Source organism: Chroococcidiopsis cubana SAG 39.79 (assembly GCF_003991895.1).
Taxonomy (GTDB): Bacteria; Cyanobacteriota; Cyanobacteriia; order Cyanobacteriales; family Chroococcidiopsidaceae; genus Chroococcidiopsis; species Chroococcidiopsis thermalis.
Genome location: NZ_RSCK01000050.1, coordinates 16,924 through 33,634, shown reverse-complemented (window position 1 = coordinate 33,634; position 16,711 = coordinate 16,924). Strand labels below are relative to the sequence as shown.

The window sequence follows — 16,711 nt, the reverse complement described above, 5'->3', positions numbered from 1 at the left end:
TTTTTAACGCCAATCCAGAGTGAACAGGCATTAAATATTCTCCAATCTGCATAAAAAGAGGGCTTTATTTCCCCCTTAAAAAGGGGGTTAGGGGGATCGAGAGTACTAGATCACAATCTTCTCTCTACCACCAACATTCGCCGATAAGATAACCATCCTCCCAGTACCATCAATCCCGTGAAGCCAACTAAAAACCAGAAATTCTCGCTAATTTCAGCCATCTCACTTCCGTTAGCAGAAACTTTTAAAAAAGCTGTATTCATGTGATAAATCGGGTTGAACTTGGCAATTTGTTGTAAATGTTTCGGAAACAAAAAAGCAGGGATAAAAGCACCGCCTAACATCAACAACGGCACGCCAAAAGCCGCGATTAAAGCATTTACATCTTCCGTACGACGGGCTAATTGCGTGCCTAAAATAAAACCTAAACCTACGTATGCAGCTATACTCAGTAAAATAATTAAGCAGCCTAAAATCAAGGAGCCATTGAAACTCGCATTAAAAAATAATGAAGAAATCGTATAAATTAGTACAACTTGTCCTATGCCAATACAACTGTGAGCGAGAAAAATTCCTAAGAAGTAGGAAATGCCACTCAAAGGAGAAATGAATAGACGCTTGAGAGTTTGTTGTTCTCGTTCGGAAACGATAGTAGCAACCGTACCACCCAAACAACTGAAAAACAACGCTGCTCCTACTAACGTTAAGGGTGCAGCAATATTAAAAGCTTGGTCTATTGACAGCTTGGCTCGTTCTGCCAAAATAAATCCGTTAAGTAACAATACAGAAACGGGAAAAATACTCCAAAAAATTAAGCTGCGACGGCGACGCAGTAGTTCAATTAAGATTCGTTGTGCGACAGCCAGCGTTTCTCGCCAATATTTCATCGTGATGGGAGTGAGGAGTTAACTTGAATCCATTATCAAACGACGTGCTTTCACAGCCAATTTCTCGACGCACTTTATTTAAGCTATGTGGGATTGGTGCTGTCGGGGGAGTTGTGGGATACACTCGGTTCTCAAAACCACAGCCTACGGTATATCAACCAGATAGATTAGATCTACCGCGATCGCTAACTCAATCGAAAAGCGTAGTTGTTGTCGGTGGAGGATTAGCTGGATTAGCTTGCGCCTACGAACTGAGTCAGCGCGGATTTGCCGTGACGCTATTAGAGCGATCGCCACAACTGGGTGGTAAGATTGCCAGCTGGCAGGTCGAAGCAGCAGGGGAAACTTTTATGATGGAACACGGCTTCCACGGTTTCTTTCCTCAATACTACAACCTCAAAAGTATCGTGGCAGAACTGGAAATTCAGGACAATTTTCGGTCTTTAAATTCCTACGCCGTCCTTTATCGGGGTGAGAAGTACCAGCCAGAAGTCTTCCGTCCCAGTCACTCAGCTTTCCCGTGGAATATCGTTGATTTAGCGATCGCCTCTCCTAATCGGCTCAAATGGGGTATTAACCTGACAAAATGGGAACACTGGCAGGTGTTTCGAGCAATTACCGGATTTCAAACCCAAAAAACCTTTCAACGCCTAGATCATCTTTCCGTAGCCGAGTGGGTAGAACGGAGTTTTCCGCACGGATTATACGATTTATACTTTTTACCCTTCGCCAAATCAAGCTTGAATGCCCCAGATTTGATGAGTGTGGGAGAATTAATGCAATTTTTCCACTTTTACTTTTTTGGCAATCCCGAAGGACTGGCTTTTAACGGTACGCGCTACGACATGGGTACGAGTTTAGTCCAACCAATTGCGAGTGCGATCGCGCGAAATGGTGGCAAGATTGTCACGGGTGCTAACGTCACCGCAATTCAAACTCAAAATGGCAAGATTTCATCCCTCAGCTATTCTCAAGGAGAAGGGGAGGATGCGCCGTTTTGGGTAACGGGAGTTGGAGACAAGGGGGACAAGGGGGACAAGGGGGACAAGGGAGAAATTTCATATTACGGTGCAGCCGATCGCATGTATGCTGTTTCTCCTGAAAATAAAGCAGCAATCTCTCTTACCTGTACCCATCAAGGCTGTACGGTACAACTCGCAGAAGACGGCAAATTTCACTGTCCCTGTCATGGTGCAGTATACGATCGCCAAGGGAAAGTATTGAAAGGACCAGCACAAAGAGATTTACCCCGCTTTCAAGTTGTCAAACAGCAAGAAGATCGATTGCAACTAGTCGGGAGTCGGGAGTCATTGAACAACCAACTACCAACTACCAACTACCAATTACCAATTACCAACTACCAATTACCAATTCAAGCCGATTACTACATCTTCGCCACCGACGTACCAGGAGTACAACAATTATTTACCTTAGTCGCGGGAGAAGTTAGCCAGCAAGTGCGATCGCAAGTCGAAAAGTTGTCTATAGCCGATCCTTTCGCTGTCTGTCGCTTCTGGTTCGATCGCGATTTTGATTGGCAACACAGCAATTTTACCTCTTTATCTGGCTATCAACTCACCGACAGCATTACGCTTTATCACCGCATTCAGGAACCATATATTGATTGGGCAAATAAAACGGGTGGTAGCGTCGTGGAGTTACACGCCTATTGTTACAAAGAAAAAGAGTTTCCCAATCAGCAAGCTTTATTGACAACATTCGAGCAAGAATTATATGAAATTGTACCGCAGTTACAGCAAGCAAAAATGTTGCATCGGGAATTAGTCAATCAAAAGAATTTCTCTGGTTATCCACCAAATAGCTATAGCGATCGACCGGAGACAAGTACAGAGATTCCTAATTTAATCTTTGCAGGTGATTGGGTCAAAATGCCATTTCCTTGCGGATTAATGGAAAGGGCTGTAAGTAGTGGATTGCTAGCAGCAAATGAGATTTTACACCGCGAAGGATTGCAAAGGCGATCGCTTTTCTCCGTTAATCCAGAGGGAATGTTGAAGATTTAATTACAGCAGGGTGTGTTCTTTAACGCACCCTACCAATTCCAAAATTATTAGTTCAAAAATATATAAAGCTATGCAAACCCCCTCGCTAACCTCACAACAGCGTGATATTCGGCAAACTGGAATTAATCCGAATCATTGGTATGCAGTCGCCCGTAGTCGTGAAGTTACAACTAACCCTATAGCCGTCACTCTTTGGCATCAAGCGATCGCAATTTATCGTGGCAACGATGGGAAAGTATATGCATTAGAAGATCGATGTCCGCACCGTCAAGTTAAACTCAGTCACGGACGAGTTGTTGATAACAATTTAGAATGCGCTTATCACGGCTGGCGCATTGCTGGAAATGGTGAATGCGTTGACGTTCCTTATTTAGCAACAAATCAAAAACTACCGAATTGCAAGATTCGCCATTATCCAATTCGAGAACAAGATGGTTTTGTTTGGTTATTTCCTGGCGATCGCAATCTAGCTACGCAACTTCAACCTCTAGGCTTACCAGAGTGGGATCATCTCAACTATATTGCCACTGTTTCAATTATTGAATGTGCCGCTCATTATTCTTACTTAATTGAGAATTTGATGGATATGTATCACGGACATTTACATCAAAGCTGGCAAGCTTGGGCAGATCCAATATTGCAAGATATCTATGAAGATGAAGGACGAGTTGACGCGCATTATCAAGCACAAAGCTATTATAAAATTGATAAAATTTGGTCGATCTCGCAATTATTTTTTCCTGCCTTACGTCGCCTTCATCCCGAACCATTAGACGTGAGCTATATTTACCCCAATTGGACATCAACATTAGGCAATGATTTTAAAATTTATTGTTTATTTTGTCCAATTAACGAATTAAAAACCCGCGCTTATTTAATTCATTTTACTTCTCTCAATGCCTTCTGGCGCTTGCATAAATTACCCGTAGCTTTTAGGAAGTTCGTTAAAAACAGTTTATTCGGCTCGGCGCAAAAATTATTAGATGGATTAGTACTACAAGATGTACAGATGATTGAAGAAGAACAGCAAGCCTATCTCGCCCATCCAGAACAAAAAAATCACGAACTAAACCGTGCTTTAGCGAGCGTTCAAAAATTAATTAAAATTCAAGCAAATCCCTCATAGCCCCCCTTTTTAAGGGGGGTTGGGGGGATCTTCCGAGACACGGCTGAGTGAAAAGATTTAAGCTGGCGACAGCCCCTTTTCCGCTAACCAGGTGCGATTAAATAACCGCGATTGATAGCGCGTACCGCTATCGCACAGAATTGTCACAATTGTATGACCTGGACCTAATTGCTTGGCTAGTGCGATCGCCGCACCAACATTAATTCCTGTAGAACCGCCGAGAAATAATCCCTCTTCTTGCAGCAGACGGTAGACAATTTTTACTGCTACATCGTCAGTTACGCGAATTGCATCGTCAATCGGTGCGCCTTCCATATTCGCAGTTACGCGACTGTTGCCGATACCTTCTGTAATGGAGTTGCCTTCACTTGTGGTTTCACCTGTTTTGATATAACTGTAAAGCGCACTACCCATCGGATCGGCTAAGACTGTCTTGATGGCAGGATTTTTTTCCTTCAGATACATTGCTACCCCTGCTAGCGTACCTCCCGTACCTGTAGACGTTACCCACACATCAACTTTGCCGTCTGTTTGTTCCCAGATTTCTTTACCTGTAGTTTCGTAATGCGCCCTTCTATTGGCTAAATTATCAAACTGGTTTGCCCAAATTGCATTTTCCATCTCCTCGGCAATTCTACCGGAGAGTCTGACATAATTATTCGGGTCTTTGTATGGTACGGCAGGAACAGGACGCACCTCAGCCCCCAACAGCCTCAACGCATCCATTTTTTCTTGCGACTGGGTATCGGGAATCACAATTAAGCTTTTGTAGCCCTTAGCATTACAAATATGGGCAAGTCCGATGCCAGTATTTCCCGCTGTCCCTTCCACGACCGTACCCCCAGGCTTGAGAATGCCTTTTTCTTCCGCATCCTTAATAATATAAAGTGCGGCGCGGTCTTTTACCGAACCCCCAGGATTGAGAAATTCTGCCTTACCAAGAATTTCGCATCCAGTCTCTTCACTGAAGCGGTTGAGCCGGATCAGGGGTGTATTGCCTACAGTACCGACAAACCCGTTTTTGATATCCATTCCTAAACTACCGTTAATTATCTTCTATCAAAATTCTGACTTATTGCGGTAGGTAGTAGAGCGTGTTGTCGCGATCTGCAAGCGGCAAACGCAAGTGCGATCGCAGATAAAAACATAAAGGAGTTAGCCGTAGGGTGTCGAGCAGAGTAAAATCATTGTAGCTAACCTATTTGGATCGCCAAGCCACATTGATTGATGGCAAAAGAACGCGGTGAACGGATCGCTCATGTATGACGAAGACGACCTTAGCATATTAGATGAAGCCGTACAGCTAGATAGTCCCCTAGATCATCTAGGTGCTTTAACTGCTGATTCTGAGACTGCAAAACCTAACCCAGATGAAATGCTTGCCCTGCTAGAAAATCCTCAAACTCAGCAGAGGATGCTAGCAGCGCGAGCTTTCTGTGAAATTGAAGATGAGCGGGCAACGCCCCATTTAATTCGCTTACTCACAGATGCTTGTCCTTTAGTCAGAGTCAGCGCTGCCTATGCGATCGGACGCAACCCCAGCCCAGAAGCGGTAGAGGCACTGATTCAACAATTAAATCGAGACTGGAACGGTTACGTGCGTAAGGGAGTTGTCTGGGCATTAGGCAACTGCCGCGATCGCCGTTCCCTCAAACCTTTAGCAGAAGCTTTGAGAACCGACATTTCCGCTGTGCGGCTGTGGGCTGCTAGCGCTTTAGCACAAATGGCAGAAATCGGTTATGAAGCAGTAGTCGGAGCCATGCCACCCCTGATTGAAGCTTTGGTGCAAGACCCCGTAGCAGCAGTCAGGAGCAATTGCGCTTGGTCGGTAGGTCAATTATGTCGCGAACTCCCTTCTAACGTCGTCTATGCTACGGCAGTCGATGCCTTAATCCAAGCTTTTGCCGAAGATGAAGATTTAGGCGTAAAAGAAGATGCTAGAGCCGCCATTCTCGGTGTCGGCGATCCGCGAGGACTGCAATTGATCGAGACATTGGAACAGGAAGGATGGTTTTAATGAATTCGGAATTCGGAATTCGGAATTAATACGTGAATTTTGAATTGCTCCCTGCTCACTTAGAAGCATAACAATCGCGACCGGAGGCGATCAGACTTTTGGCAGCATCGCGATTGAGTGGTTTGGAGAATAAGTAGCCCTGAGCAAAGTGTTCTTGCCCAGATGTAGGCTGGAGGGAACAGAGTTGAGCGAGTTGAGATGCGGTTTCTACTCCTTCGGCGACGACATCAATTTTCAAGCTATCGGCTAGGGAAACGATCGCCCGAATAATTTCTAATCGCTCTGAGCTAGTATCTATATCTTGAATGAAGGAGCGATCGATTTTCAAAAAATTGATCGGAAAGCGACTTAAATACGATAAAGAAGAATAACCAGTGCCAAAGTCATCGATGGAAACTTGAATGCCCAACTCTTGTAACTGGATCAATTTGGCTTTAGCAGATGCTAAATCTTCGACAATCGTGCTTTCGGTAATTTCGAGCTTTAAACAATGCGGATCAAAACTAGTTTCTACTAGAATTTGGCGAATTTTATCCACTAAATCGACTTGGGCAAATTGCTTACCAGAAACATTGACACTGACTGATAGCGGTGGATCGGAAGGAAATTCTTCGTGCCAAGCACGCATCTGAGTGCAGGCTTCTTGTAACACCCATATGCCTAATGGCAAAATCAGTCCTGTTTCTTCCGCAACACCGATAAATTCTATGGGCGGAATCAAGCCTTTGTCGGGATGCTGCCAGCGGACTAAGGCTTCAAATCCGGTAATTTGGTTGTTATGTAGTGCGACGATTGGCTGGTAGTGGAGTTGAAATTCTTGGTTGATAATTGCCTTGCGCAAGTCTGTTTCTAGGTGCAACATGGCGACAGCACGATCGCGCATAGTGATGTCAAATACCTCATAACACCCACGTCCCCGTTCTTTTGCCCGATACATGGCTATATCTGCATCTCGTAGCAAGTCTTCAGCACAGTCGTAGTCAGCCGTCTCGATTAACACGCCGATACTTGCATTAGCGTAGATTTCTTGTCCGTTGAGGTGGAACGGTAGCTTAAATTCTTGCTGTATCCGTTCGACGAGGTGAATAATGTCACCTTTGTCGTCCACATCTTCAATCAGCATGGCAAACTCATCTCCGCCTAATCGTGCCAATGTATCGCTGCTGCGGATACATGCTTTGAGTCTTTGGGCAATACCCATCAATAGCCGATCGCCTACCAAATGTCCCAGGCTATCGTTAATCGTTTTAAACCGATCGAGATCGACGAATAGCACTGCAAAGGAGAAAATGTTGTGACGTTTCGCCAATTGCAAGACGTGTTCTAAGCGCTCTTGAAATAAAATTCTGTTGGGTAAGCCCGTGAGTCGATCGTGTAAGGCATCATGACTTAACTGAGCTTCGGCACGATGGCGATCGGTAATATCAGTTTGAGAACCAGCGATGCGGTAAGCTTGTCCTTCCTCGTTCCTGACTGCCAAACCGCGACTTAGTACCCAGCGATACGTTCCATCTTTATGTAGAATCCGGTGTTCCCGTTCAAAATGGCTAGTCGTACCATCTAAATGCCGAGATAACTCAAGTTGAAATTGCGCTTTGTCATCGGGATGAATCCGATCGCGCCACTCATCTAAGGTACTAGCAATTTCATCATCTGCGTAGCCTAGCATGGCTTTCCAGCGCTGAGAAAAGTAAATTTCATGATTTTCGAGGTTCCAGTCCCACAGTCCTTCATTTGCCCCTTGCATGACCAAATCGTATCGTTCTGAGGCTTTGAGAAATAGGCTTTCTGCTTGTTGGCGCACCGCATCAATTGCTGCAACTTGCGGTAACGTCGTCCAACAGGCGATCGCCACGCTGACAAAAGCTAACGATACTAATAAAAGTAGAAAAATTACACTGCTATTGGCAATATATTTAATACCTAAGAATGGTCGAAAACACCAACCAACTGCCGTAGCACCACAGACTAATAAAACTAAAATACTGAACTGAAGTAAGGCAAAATCTCGTAACGGGCGATCGCTTTTTATCCGATAGCGCTCGATCCACCATTGAGAACGAAAAAACGTCCAAGGAATGTAATTTATTACCTTATTCGCAGCCAAGATGACTAGGAAAAATAGCAGACTAACGATCGCATTTTGCCAATTCCAAGTTCGATCGCCAAAAATTGTTACGGCTGCTTCCACTAGACAAAAGACTGGCAGCCACCACACCCAGCGAACTGCCGATTGCTCGGAATTCGCTCGCCATCCGAGATGAAATCTCATAATCGACATCAGATATCCTGTAGGCATAATGGTGGTAGCAACTCTCAATGGTTCGTCAACTCTGCTGTGGTGATGGTCAATCGTTAGTCATTTGCGATCGATCTGAGAGTGGAGCGTTACGTGAAATCTACTTACTATTCACTCTCTTTAATCATTTGTGAAATAATGATAATGCTTAATGTTTTTTCAATCTTTGCACGAGCAATGTTAGAACTCAATATAGTTCCTATTTTTTCTATCTCTTAAAAAAATAGTGCGCCAGTGCTGGCTAGAATTACTTAAATAGTTATCTCGAAAAAGAGCAGCGTTCAATAGATTTCTCTGGTGCAAGACTTTACTTCAGTTATATGTGGACTAGAGAGCGACCGACTAAAGATTCATATATTTATAAAACGGGGATGAATAAAATCTTTTAAAATAGCAATAAAACTCGGAGCGAATTTATAATAACTTTATCCCTAATACTGGTTGTACAGAAAATTGAATATATATGGCATGAGTGAAACTACAGTTTTTTAGTCGTGCCGCAATCTACTTCACTCAAGAAAATTGCAGTAATTCTGCCGACTTATATTGTTCCCATGAAGAAATAGCTGGCTATAGACGAGAATATACGGATATATTTTGTAATTTTCTCATGAAGAAATTCTAGATCTACCGCAATCTTACTTAGGTGTAGGAGTGGGCAATTGCGTAATTATTAAAAATATTAAGAATATTAGAATAAATCTTAAAATGATTGCGTTTTTGTCAGCATATTGAAGAATTGTCAGGTACATATCTATGCATCCTGACAATCACATTATGAGAACATATCGTGTATCGTGGCGATCGCCTACCTACTTTGTTACCGATACTTTGGTGGCGATCGCTTCTGGAACATCTTCCGTACTATGAGAACCTGTTGGTTCTTTGAGGAAAAAAGCACACAAACTAGTCACGATTAAACCAACCACTCCTAACATCTGGAAGAAAATGCGATCGCCTGTTGGATCGTTAGGCAAGAGACTATAAATCGAGAGAAAAGCAACTGCACCAACGTTACCATAAGCTCCCACGTTGCCAGCAATTTGTCCGGTGACGCGACGCTTTATTAAAGGTACGATTGCATAAGTCGCACCTTCTGCTGCCATAACAAAGAACGAAGCGAGTGCTGTCATAACTGCTACTACTGGTAACGGGACATTTCCGCCTAAATTGCTAAAGATCAGATAGCCAATTCCCATCCCAGCCAGCGTGACAACGAGCGTCCACTTACGACTGTTCACTTTATCAGAAATCAATCCCCCACCAGGGCGGGCAAATAGATTCATAAATGCATATATTCCGGCAACCGCCCCTGCTATGGTTGCATTTAAGCCAAAGCCGCGTTGGAAAAATGTCGGCAACATGGAAACGACTGCTAATTCTGAACCAAAACAAGCAACGTAAGCTAACTCTAAACTGGCAACTTGTGAAAATTGATAGCGATCTTCTGGGGGATAGCGTTTTTCACCCTGCATCAACTGCTTATTTGCTTGCCAAATATTGTAAGACTGAAATAAATACAGGCACAGAAGTAGAAACCAAATGACATACATTGTTGTGGCGTTGAAAAATTTAACTTGATTTAAACGCCAAGCAAGTACGCCCAAAATGCCGACTAAAGGCACGTTCATTAGTAATAAAAACCAGAAGTCTTTCTTGGTAGTGACTTCCATTCCCGCACTACTAGCGGGACGTTCGTAAACTTTACCTGGTGGTGTATCTTGGACGTTAAAAAAATAGATGATGCCAAAGATTGCTGCAATAATTCCCGTGGAAGCGATCGCCAAACGCCAATTAATTTGTCCTCCGGCAAGGAAGGCTGTTGCTGCCGCAATGGAAGGTAAAGTGAAGGCAGCACCCGCAGAACCAAAGTTCCCCCAGCCACCATAAATTCCTTCTGCCAAGCCAATTTCTTTGGGAGGAAACCACTCAGCTACCATGCGAATCCCAATGACAAATCCACAGCCAACAATACTTAAAGCTAAGCGGCTGTAAACTAATTGACTGAAATTTTGAGCGAAGGCAAATGCTAAACACGGAATTGCTGCATATATTAACAAACAGGAATAGGTAATTCGCGGTCCAAATCGATCTAATATCATCCCTACAATAATTCGTGCTGGTACTGTTAAAGCGACGTTACAAAGGGCGATCGTTCTCAATTGGGCTTCGCTTAAACCGAGTTCTGCTTTGACTGTTGGCGCGAAAGGGGCAAAGTTAAACCAGACGACAAACGTGAGAAAAAATGCCAGCCATGTTAAATGTAGAATGCGATAGCGTCCGCTGAATGACCATATACCAGCCATCTCAAATTCTCCCGTAACAACAGTTATCAGTTATCAGTTATCAGTCATCAGTCATCAGTTATCAGAAACCAATAACTAATCGATCGCTACTTATTAAGGCGAGATTGTATTTTGAATTTAGTTGTTTGTGTCTGACATCATTACTATTTTCAGATTTTTCAAATTGTTGACTTGTTCTAAGTTATAAAAGCTTTAACACGTTATTAGTATAAATTACTACGGTTTGCTAATATTTATTGACGCAATTATTCGATTTTTGCAATTGCTACTACATTGGTACATCACTGATTTTTTATTGTTATTATTTCTTGATATAGAAACTTGAGTTTCGCTGATGACTTTTAATTTTTAAACGTTCATTTATTGTAAGCAATCCAGAATTTTTATCCAACTTTGATGCTTGAAGTCTTTTTGTGACAAGGTTTTTGGCAGTTTGACAAGCTTATTTCTTATTCAATTGGGGCATATTTTAATTTAGATATAGCTACCAAGAAGCTTTGAATAATTATTTTTTAGATATGAATCTATTCCTGATTGCGTAGTTATCAATATCTCTTTTGATAGGTGAATTTAAATAGAAAGTTACTCTGATCTACGGTCATCACAATATACTCGAACACTTAAAGGCAGCGATCGCAACTATCCGGTGTAAGCAGACAGAAGGTAGAAGAAAGGGCTGAGGTTCTCAGAGGAAAATCCGCCGATCTTGTAAATTTTTCTAAAATAAATCAAATTTTGTATTTTTAGATACAGAAAATAACTGTAATATTTAAGTGAAAACAAACTTTTTTATGAATTTGGTGTTTAACAATGCAGACAAAAAGCAGATTAAGTCGGGAAGAAAGACTGAATCGGATAGCTATAGCTCAAGAGTGGATGGTAGAACTGCCTCATCCTCATCCAGTTAGGCTAGTGCTGCTAGTGGTTTTATGTTCTTTTGCGGTAGGGCTGCTACCAATTGTCTATACTCTATCTACAGGAAAAGCGATCGTTACCAATCCGGCGAACGCATCTGGAGAAGCAGGAGTGTGGGGTGTTTTGGGAGAGAAACAATAGTTCCTAAATTAGGAAGTACATAGTCTTGACAAACGAAAATCAAAAATAAAAAGTACCCGCTTTCAGGTACTTTTTATAGATGTCAACTAGGCTATTGATGCAAATTGTTTACCTAGTTCGGTATGTCAAAAACTACTATGCAGTTCTGATTAAGTATAGTTTCCGTTAGTACGAGGTTTACGCGCACCAGCCGCAGCACCAATCAGGGATGCAATTAAACCTAGCAAGGAACCAAACACAAACCACCACAAGCCTCTTGCAGTTGCATCAGCAGCTTCTTTTGCTTGTTCGGCAGTTAGATTCCCACCTTGTGGTAAGTTGACTCCTTGTTGCACCTGGTTGCTAATTACTCCAGCAGCATTTGCAGCCGCATTGGTAGCAAGACCGAAAGCACCAGTAACTCCACTTGCCAACAACCAAGAGCTAAGCGCGAGAGTTGTTGCCCAGAGAATTGCACCATTAAGTAGTGCTGTAGAGCGATTCATCGGTCCACAAGCGCGGGCTGTAAACCAACCGCCTGTGAGCAGAGAAATTAACAAACCGATAGCCGACCAGATACCAACATTTCCTGCAACGTTAGGGGCGTTGGTTCTAGGCGCGCCCGAACCAGCTACCGTGTCTGCTCCAATTGCACCAAATAATGCGCTTAAGATCAATTGAGTTGCTAATGTGACAACTAATCCTGATAGAATTGGACCCCAGCGAACGCGATCGTGATAATCTGTGACCCTAGCTGTAACCGCTGGTTCGGTCATGACTTCATTTACTGGTCGATTGACATATGACATAGCTATTAACTCCTTTGTTTTTTTGTACTTTTGTAAGATTTTTTTTAGCTAATTCACCCTGAGCTTAATTTAGATTAAATTAGCAAATTACCTATCTATCAGTAGAAATAGTTGAGGTATCTATCTTTAGAAGTAAAAACAAGTTATAAACTTTGAAAAAAGAGAACTTTTGATAATTGTTGAAACTGTCACTAGCTTTACTAGATTTTCTGAGCTAACAAGCAAGAAGAATTAATACTGTTTTTCTAGATACGTGCTTGCCTAATTTCTCTATAGCTGCTGTCGTCAAAGAAAGGATTGAAGGGAACGCCAGCGCTACGAAAACACATCTTAGCGTATAGCTCCAATAGTTTTCCGGCTGATAGAGAAATTAGCAGTAGTGACTCAATGTACTGGAGAGTTATGCTAGCCGATCTATGTATATAGAAATACTTTTTGACTTAGTGTGGGTCATTTCTTTTGTAACGAAGCTTAAAGTATTTGTCAATTTTGCAAAAAAGGTGTGCTAATTAGATAGAGCAAAATTCATAGCTGGCAACAGTAAAGATTTCAGTAAGCCAAAAGCTGTAGGGGTAAGGTTACCCAAAATCTCCCTTGGAGACAGAACTCTTTAAAGAACCTGCCCGTACAAAAGTCAAAATGTCTACTCGTAAAAGCAACAGCTATTTTAGCTGTTACAATGTGCTGGCTGAAAATCCGATCGCTGACAAACCTAGCAAAATTGACTGAATACCCTAGTAGATTAACCGTGTCAAAACTAACTTTATTCGGAATTAATTTATTGTTACTAGCTGGATTGACTGCCATTGCTCCAGCGCCGACTACGGCAAAAACAACCATCGCCCAAAAAAGCCCAAAAGCTGCCCTTCCCAGCAGCCCTGTCAAAAAACGCAAACTGCTGGAGAAGTTGTTGCAAGAAGGGCAAAGATTGATGGATACAGGCAAACTACCAGCCGCGATCGCTAAATATCAACAAGCGGCTAAAATATCTCCCAAAAATGCTCGCATCTACTCTACTATGGGTTACATTCAAGCATTACAAAAAAACTATTCTGCTGCTGTTGTCTCCTATCGTCGCGCGATCGCGGTTGCTCCCAATCATGCCGATTTTCATTATGCTTTAGGCTATTGTCTAGGGCAATTGCGGGATAATGCTGGAGCCGCAGCTGCTTACCGTCGCACGATCGAACTCGATCGCAATAACTTAAATGCCTATTTAGGATTAGGTGTGATTTCCTTCCGTCTGCGAGACTACGACGGTGCAGCCGAAGCATATCAACAAGTTTTAAACCGTGACTCTAATAATGCCTATGCGAACGAGTTAATGGGTTTGCTACTGCTAGAACAAGGAGAATATGATGCAGCGGGCGCTGCACTGCAAAAAGCAGTAACGCAAGCACCTAATAACCCAAAACTGCTGCAAGCTCTTGCCAAGGTCTGGATTGCTCAAGGCAATACACCAGCAGCGCTCATGACTTTCAGACAGATTGCTCAACTTGAACCTCAAGACGCTAGAGTCTATTTGCAGATTGGCGATTTACTCAAGCAGCAAAACGACTTGAATGGCGCTCTTGCAGCCTACCGACAAGCCTTGTCGATCAAACCAAATTTACCAGTAGCGCAAAAGGCAATTCGAGAAATCCTCATGACTTTACCAGCTAGCAATCGTGGTACGGAGCCGCAGCTTTGACTGAAAGTCAAAATTCAAAAGCCAAAAGTCAAAATTTAGGAGCCAGGAGTCACTACTCCCTCCTTCTCGTCTAATCCAGCCTACGTCCTGTGAGTTCGACGAAGATATCTTCGAGGTTAGAAGATCGCGCCATCATTCCAGTTTTGTTTGGTTGTTGGTTAATAAAGGTGTTGGCATCTTCTAAGGTGGGGAAGAATAGATATTCCCAGCGTTCTTCGACTTGCTTCATCACTAACCCTTCACCATACTGCGATCGCAGTTGTGATAAAGTTCCCAAGGAAATCAGCTTGCCACCGTCCATAATTCCAATGCGGTTACACAAATATTCGACTTCCTCCATGTAGTGTGTGGTTAGCAGTATCGTCATTCCCTGCTTGTTGAGATCGAGAATAATTTCCCATAAGCGCCGCCTAGTTTGAGGGTCTAGTCCTACGGTTGGTTCATCTAAAAATAAAATCTGTGGTTGGTGTAACAAAGCTCTGGCAATCTGCAAGCGCCGCTTCATTCCTCCTGAGAGAGTTTTGACTAAACTATCGCGACGGTCTGCTAACTCTACATATTTCAGCCATTGACCGATCCGCTGCTGGCGCTGAGGATTGGGAATGTGATGCAATCGTCCGTGTAGTTCCATATTCTCCCAAACCGAGAGATCGTTATCGACGCTGGTTTGCTGCAAGACTACGCCAATGTACTGCTTCACCAGTATGGATTGACGCAAGAGATCGAATCCTGCTACTTCAACTTGACCCTGGGTTGGTTTGGTCAGCGTTGTTAACATCCGAATCGTAGTTGACTTACCAGCACCATTGGGTCCGAGTAAACCAAAAATCTCCCCTGGTTGGATAGTAAAAGAAAGGTCGTTGACAACTGAAATGTTGTTGTATGACTTGTAAACGTTTTGCAGCGAGACAGCAGCAGACATGAATTGTTGCAATAAGTTAAGTTAATCCTCTCCTAAGTTAACAGTTAGCAGTGGAAAGGGAGCAGGGAGCGCACGAGCAGTGACCAGTGACCAGTGACCAATTACCCATTACCCATTACCCATTATCACTCTTGTCTAGTTTTATGAACTTGAGTAATATTTTGTTTACCTTATTTGATATAGATAAATACTAAAGATTCACAATTTACCATAATCAAAAAACTATGGATACCATCAAGCTGTTTGGTATGCCTGCACAAAGGGGTAGATGGCTGCTGATCCCTCTAGGAATTGTCGTACTGCTCTGCCTGGGTACGGTCTATTCTTGGAGTATTTTCAGAAAACCTTTAGAAAAGTTGCTCAATATTGGTGCAACAGAAAGTTTGTTGCCGTTTACCGTGCTTTTAGTCGTTTTTGCACTGTTGATGCCGATCGCAGGCTTTCTAATCGATCGCTTTGGTTCTCGTGTTGTCACCGCTGTTGGTGGTGTAGTGATGGGAGTTGGTTATATTCTCACTAGCTTTGCTACCAACGAGCCAATGCTTGTCTTTGCCTACGGGTTAGTGGCTGGTGCGGGAATTGGAATTGCCTATGGAGTCCCGTTAGCTGTCTCGGCTAAGTGGTTTCCCGATAAAAAAGGAATAGCTGTAGGCTTGACGGTGATTGGGTTTGGACTATCGCCGTTAATTACCGCACCTTTAGCTAAGAATTTAATCGATGCTTACGGGGTGCGGCAAACTTTTACGATTTTAGGCATTGCCTTTAGTGTTATTGTGGTCGCGATCGCCACGCAATTAAAAATGCCTCCTTCACAATGGCAACCTACAGTAGGGAATGTAGCATCGGCAAGAGTCACTTCAGTTAGAGTAACTACTGAGAAAATCTGGCAGACTCAAAGCTTTTACGGACTGTGGACTTGCTACACGATTGGAACATTTGTAGGACTATCGGCAATTGGTATTTCCAGTCCTGTAGCACAAGAAATGATCGAACTCGACTCCACAACCGCAGCGATGACTGTCTCGCTATTTGCCATCTTTAACGGACTAGGACGACCGTTATTTGGCTGGGTAACAGATCGGTTCAGTCCTAAAATAGCGGCGATCGCCTCTTACGTGCTAATTCTAATCGCTTCGATCTTGATGCTGAATGCTCGTACTGGCGCTACATTGACATACATAGCGGCTTTTGCTTTATTTTGGCTATCTTTAGGTGGATGGCTGGCGATCGCGCCAACCGCAACTTTAACTCTATTTAGAGCCGAAAACTACGCCAAAAATTACGGGATTATCTTTACTGCCTACGGTGTTGGAGCATTTTTCGGTACGATCGTTGCTGGCAGAATTCGAGATATTTTCGGCAGCTATACTTATGCCTTTTATCCAATGGCAGGTTTAGCGATCGCGGGGACGATTGTTGCTGTATTTTTCTTGAAGCGTCTGCCTGCTATGTCTGAAATTTTAGAAGAACCTGTTGCTAGAAGCTAGTGCTATTCAAAGGGAGCAGAGAGTAGGGAGTAGGGAAAGAGAAGAGAGTGGTGCGCTCTTGCGTGGTGTGGGAAGTGTGGGAAGTGTGGGAGGACACAAGGGAGAATTT

General features: G+C 43.2%; 12 protein-coding genes. 6 read left to right on the top strand and 6 right to left on the bottom strand.

Going from position 1 to position 16,711, the window contains the following annotated elements:
• Positions 1–110: 110 nt before the first annotated feature.
• A complete protein-coding gene (locus tag DSM107010_RS23905) occupies positions 111–887 on the bottom strand; it encodes an ABC transporter permease (protein ID WP_106170787.1) in 777 nt (258 codons plus the stop codon).
• 23 nt (positions 888–910) lie between these two features.
• Between DSM107010_RS23905 and DSM107010_RS23900 the strand changes: the two genes are divergently transcribed.
• A complete protein-coding gene (locus DSM107010_RS23900; protein ID WP_127024095.1) occupies positions 911–2,911 on the top strand; it encodes an FAD-dependent oxidoreductase in 2,001 nt (666 codons plus the stop codon).
• 70 nt (positions 2,912–2,981) lie between these two features.
• On the top strand, positions 2,982–4,037 hold the full coding sequence (locus tag DSM107010_RS23895) for an aromatic ring-hydroxylating dioxygenase subunit alpha (RefSeq protein WP_106167457.1): 1,056 nt from the start codon (positions 2,982–2,984) through the stop codon (positions 4,035–4,037).
• Positions 4,038–4,094: 57 nt separating this feature from the next.
• Here DSM107010_RS23895 and DSM107010_RS23890 read toward each other — a convergent pair whose 3' ends face one another.
• Positions 4,095–5,069 carry a cysteine synthase A gene (locus tag DSM107010_RS23890; protein WP_015156039.1) on the bottom strand — a complete coding sequence of 325 codons (975 nt, stop codon included), beginning with the start codon at positions 5,067–5,069 and terminating at the stop codon, positions 4,095–4,097.
• Between the two features lie 226 nt (positions 5,070–5,295).
• Between DSM107010_RS23890 and DSM107010_RS23885 the strand changes: the two genes are divergently transcribed.
• Positions 5,296–6,054: a HEAT repeat domain-containing protein gene (locus DSM107010_RS23885; protein WP_015156040.1), complete on the top strand. Its 759-nt coding sequence runs from the start codon at positions 5,296–5,298 to the stop codon at positions 6,052–6,054.
• 55 nt (positions 6,055–6,109) lie between these two features.
• On the opposite strand, the gene DSM107010_RS23880 is transcribed toward DSM107010_RS23885, so the two are convergent.
• Together DSM107010_RS23880 and DSM107010_RS23875 are read right to left on the bottom strand one after the other, a co-directional pair.
• On the bottom strand, positions 6,110–8,326 hold the full coding sequence (locus DSM107010_RS23880; protein ID WP_241994329.1) for a putative bifunctional diguanylate cyclase/phosphodiesterase: 2,217 nt from the start codon (positions 8,324–8,326) through the stop codon (positions 6,110–6,112).
• Positions 8,327–9,165: 839 nt separating this feature from the next.
• Positions 9,166–10,659 (bottom strand): NarK family nitrate/nitrite MFS transporter, encoded by a 1,494-nt coding sequence (locus DSM107010_RS23875; RefSeq protein ID WP_106167458.1) that lies wholly within the window; start codon positions 10,657–10,659, stop codon positions 9,166–9,168.
• 810 nt (positions 10,660–11,469) lie between these two features.
• Here DSM107010_RS23875 and DSM107010_RS23870 point away from each other — a divergent pair.
• On the top strand, positions 11,470–11,715 hold the full coding sequence (locus DSM107010_RS23870) for a hypothetical protein (RefSeq protein ID WP_015156043.1): 246 nt from the start codon (positions 11,470–11,472) through the stop codon (positions 11,713–11,715).
• 149 nt (positions 11,716–11,864) lie between these two features.
• Here DSM107010_RS23870 and DSM107010_RS23865 read toward each other — a convergent pair whose 3' ends face one another.
• Positions 11,865–12,503: a hypothetical protein gene (locus DSM107010_RS23865; RefSeq protein WP_015156044.1), complete on the bottom strand. Its 639-nt coding sequence runs from the start codon at positions 12,501–12,503 to the stop codon at positions 11,865–11,867.
• Positions 12,504–13,251: 748 nt separating this feature from the next.
• On the opposite strand from DSM107010_RS23865, the gene DSM107010_RS23860 reads away from it, so the two are divergent.
• Positions 13,252–14,193, top strand: coding sequence for a tetratricopeptide repeat protein (locus DSM107010_RS23860; RefSeq protein ID WP_241994328.1), 942 nt, complete (start codon positions 13,252–13,254; stop codon positions 14,191–14,193).
• A 70-nt stretch (positions 14,194–14,263) separates the two neighbouring features.
• On the opposite strand, the gene DSM107010_RS23855 is transcribed toward DSM107010_RS23860, so the two are convergent.
• Positions 14,264–15,115, bottom strand: coding sequence for an ABC transporter ATP-binding protein (locus DSM107010_RS23855; protein WP_015156046.1), 852 nt, complete (start codon positions 15,113–15,115; stop codon positions 14,264–14,266).
• A gap of 224 nt (positions 15,116–15,339) precedes the next feature.
• Between DSM107010_RS23855 and DSM107010_RS23850 the strand changes: the two genes are divergently transcribed.
• The gene (locus tag DSM107010_RS23850) at positions 15,340–16,602 is read left to right on the top strand and encodes an L-lactate MFS transporter (RefSeq protein ID WP_015156047.1); all 1,263 of its coding nucleotides are present in this window, start codon (positions 15,340–15,342) and stop codon (positions 16,600–16,602) included.
• Positions 16,603–16,711 lie beyond the last annotated feature (109 nt).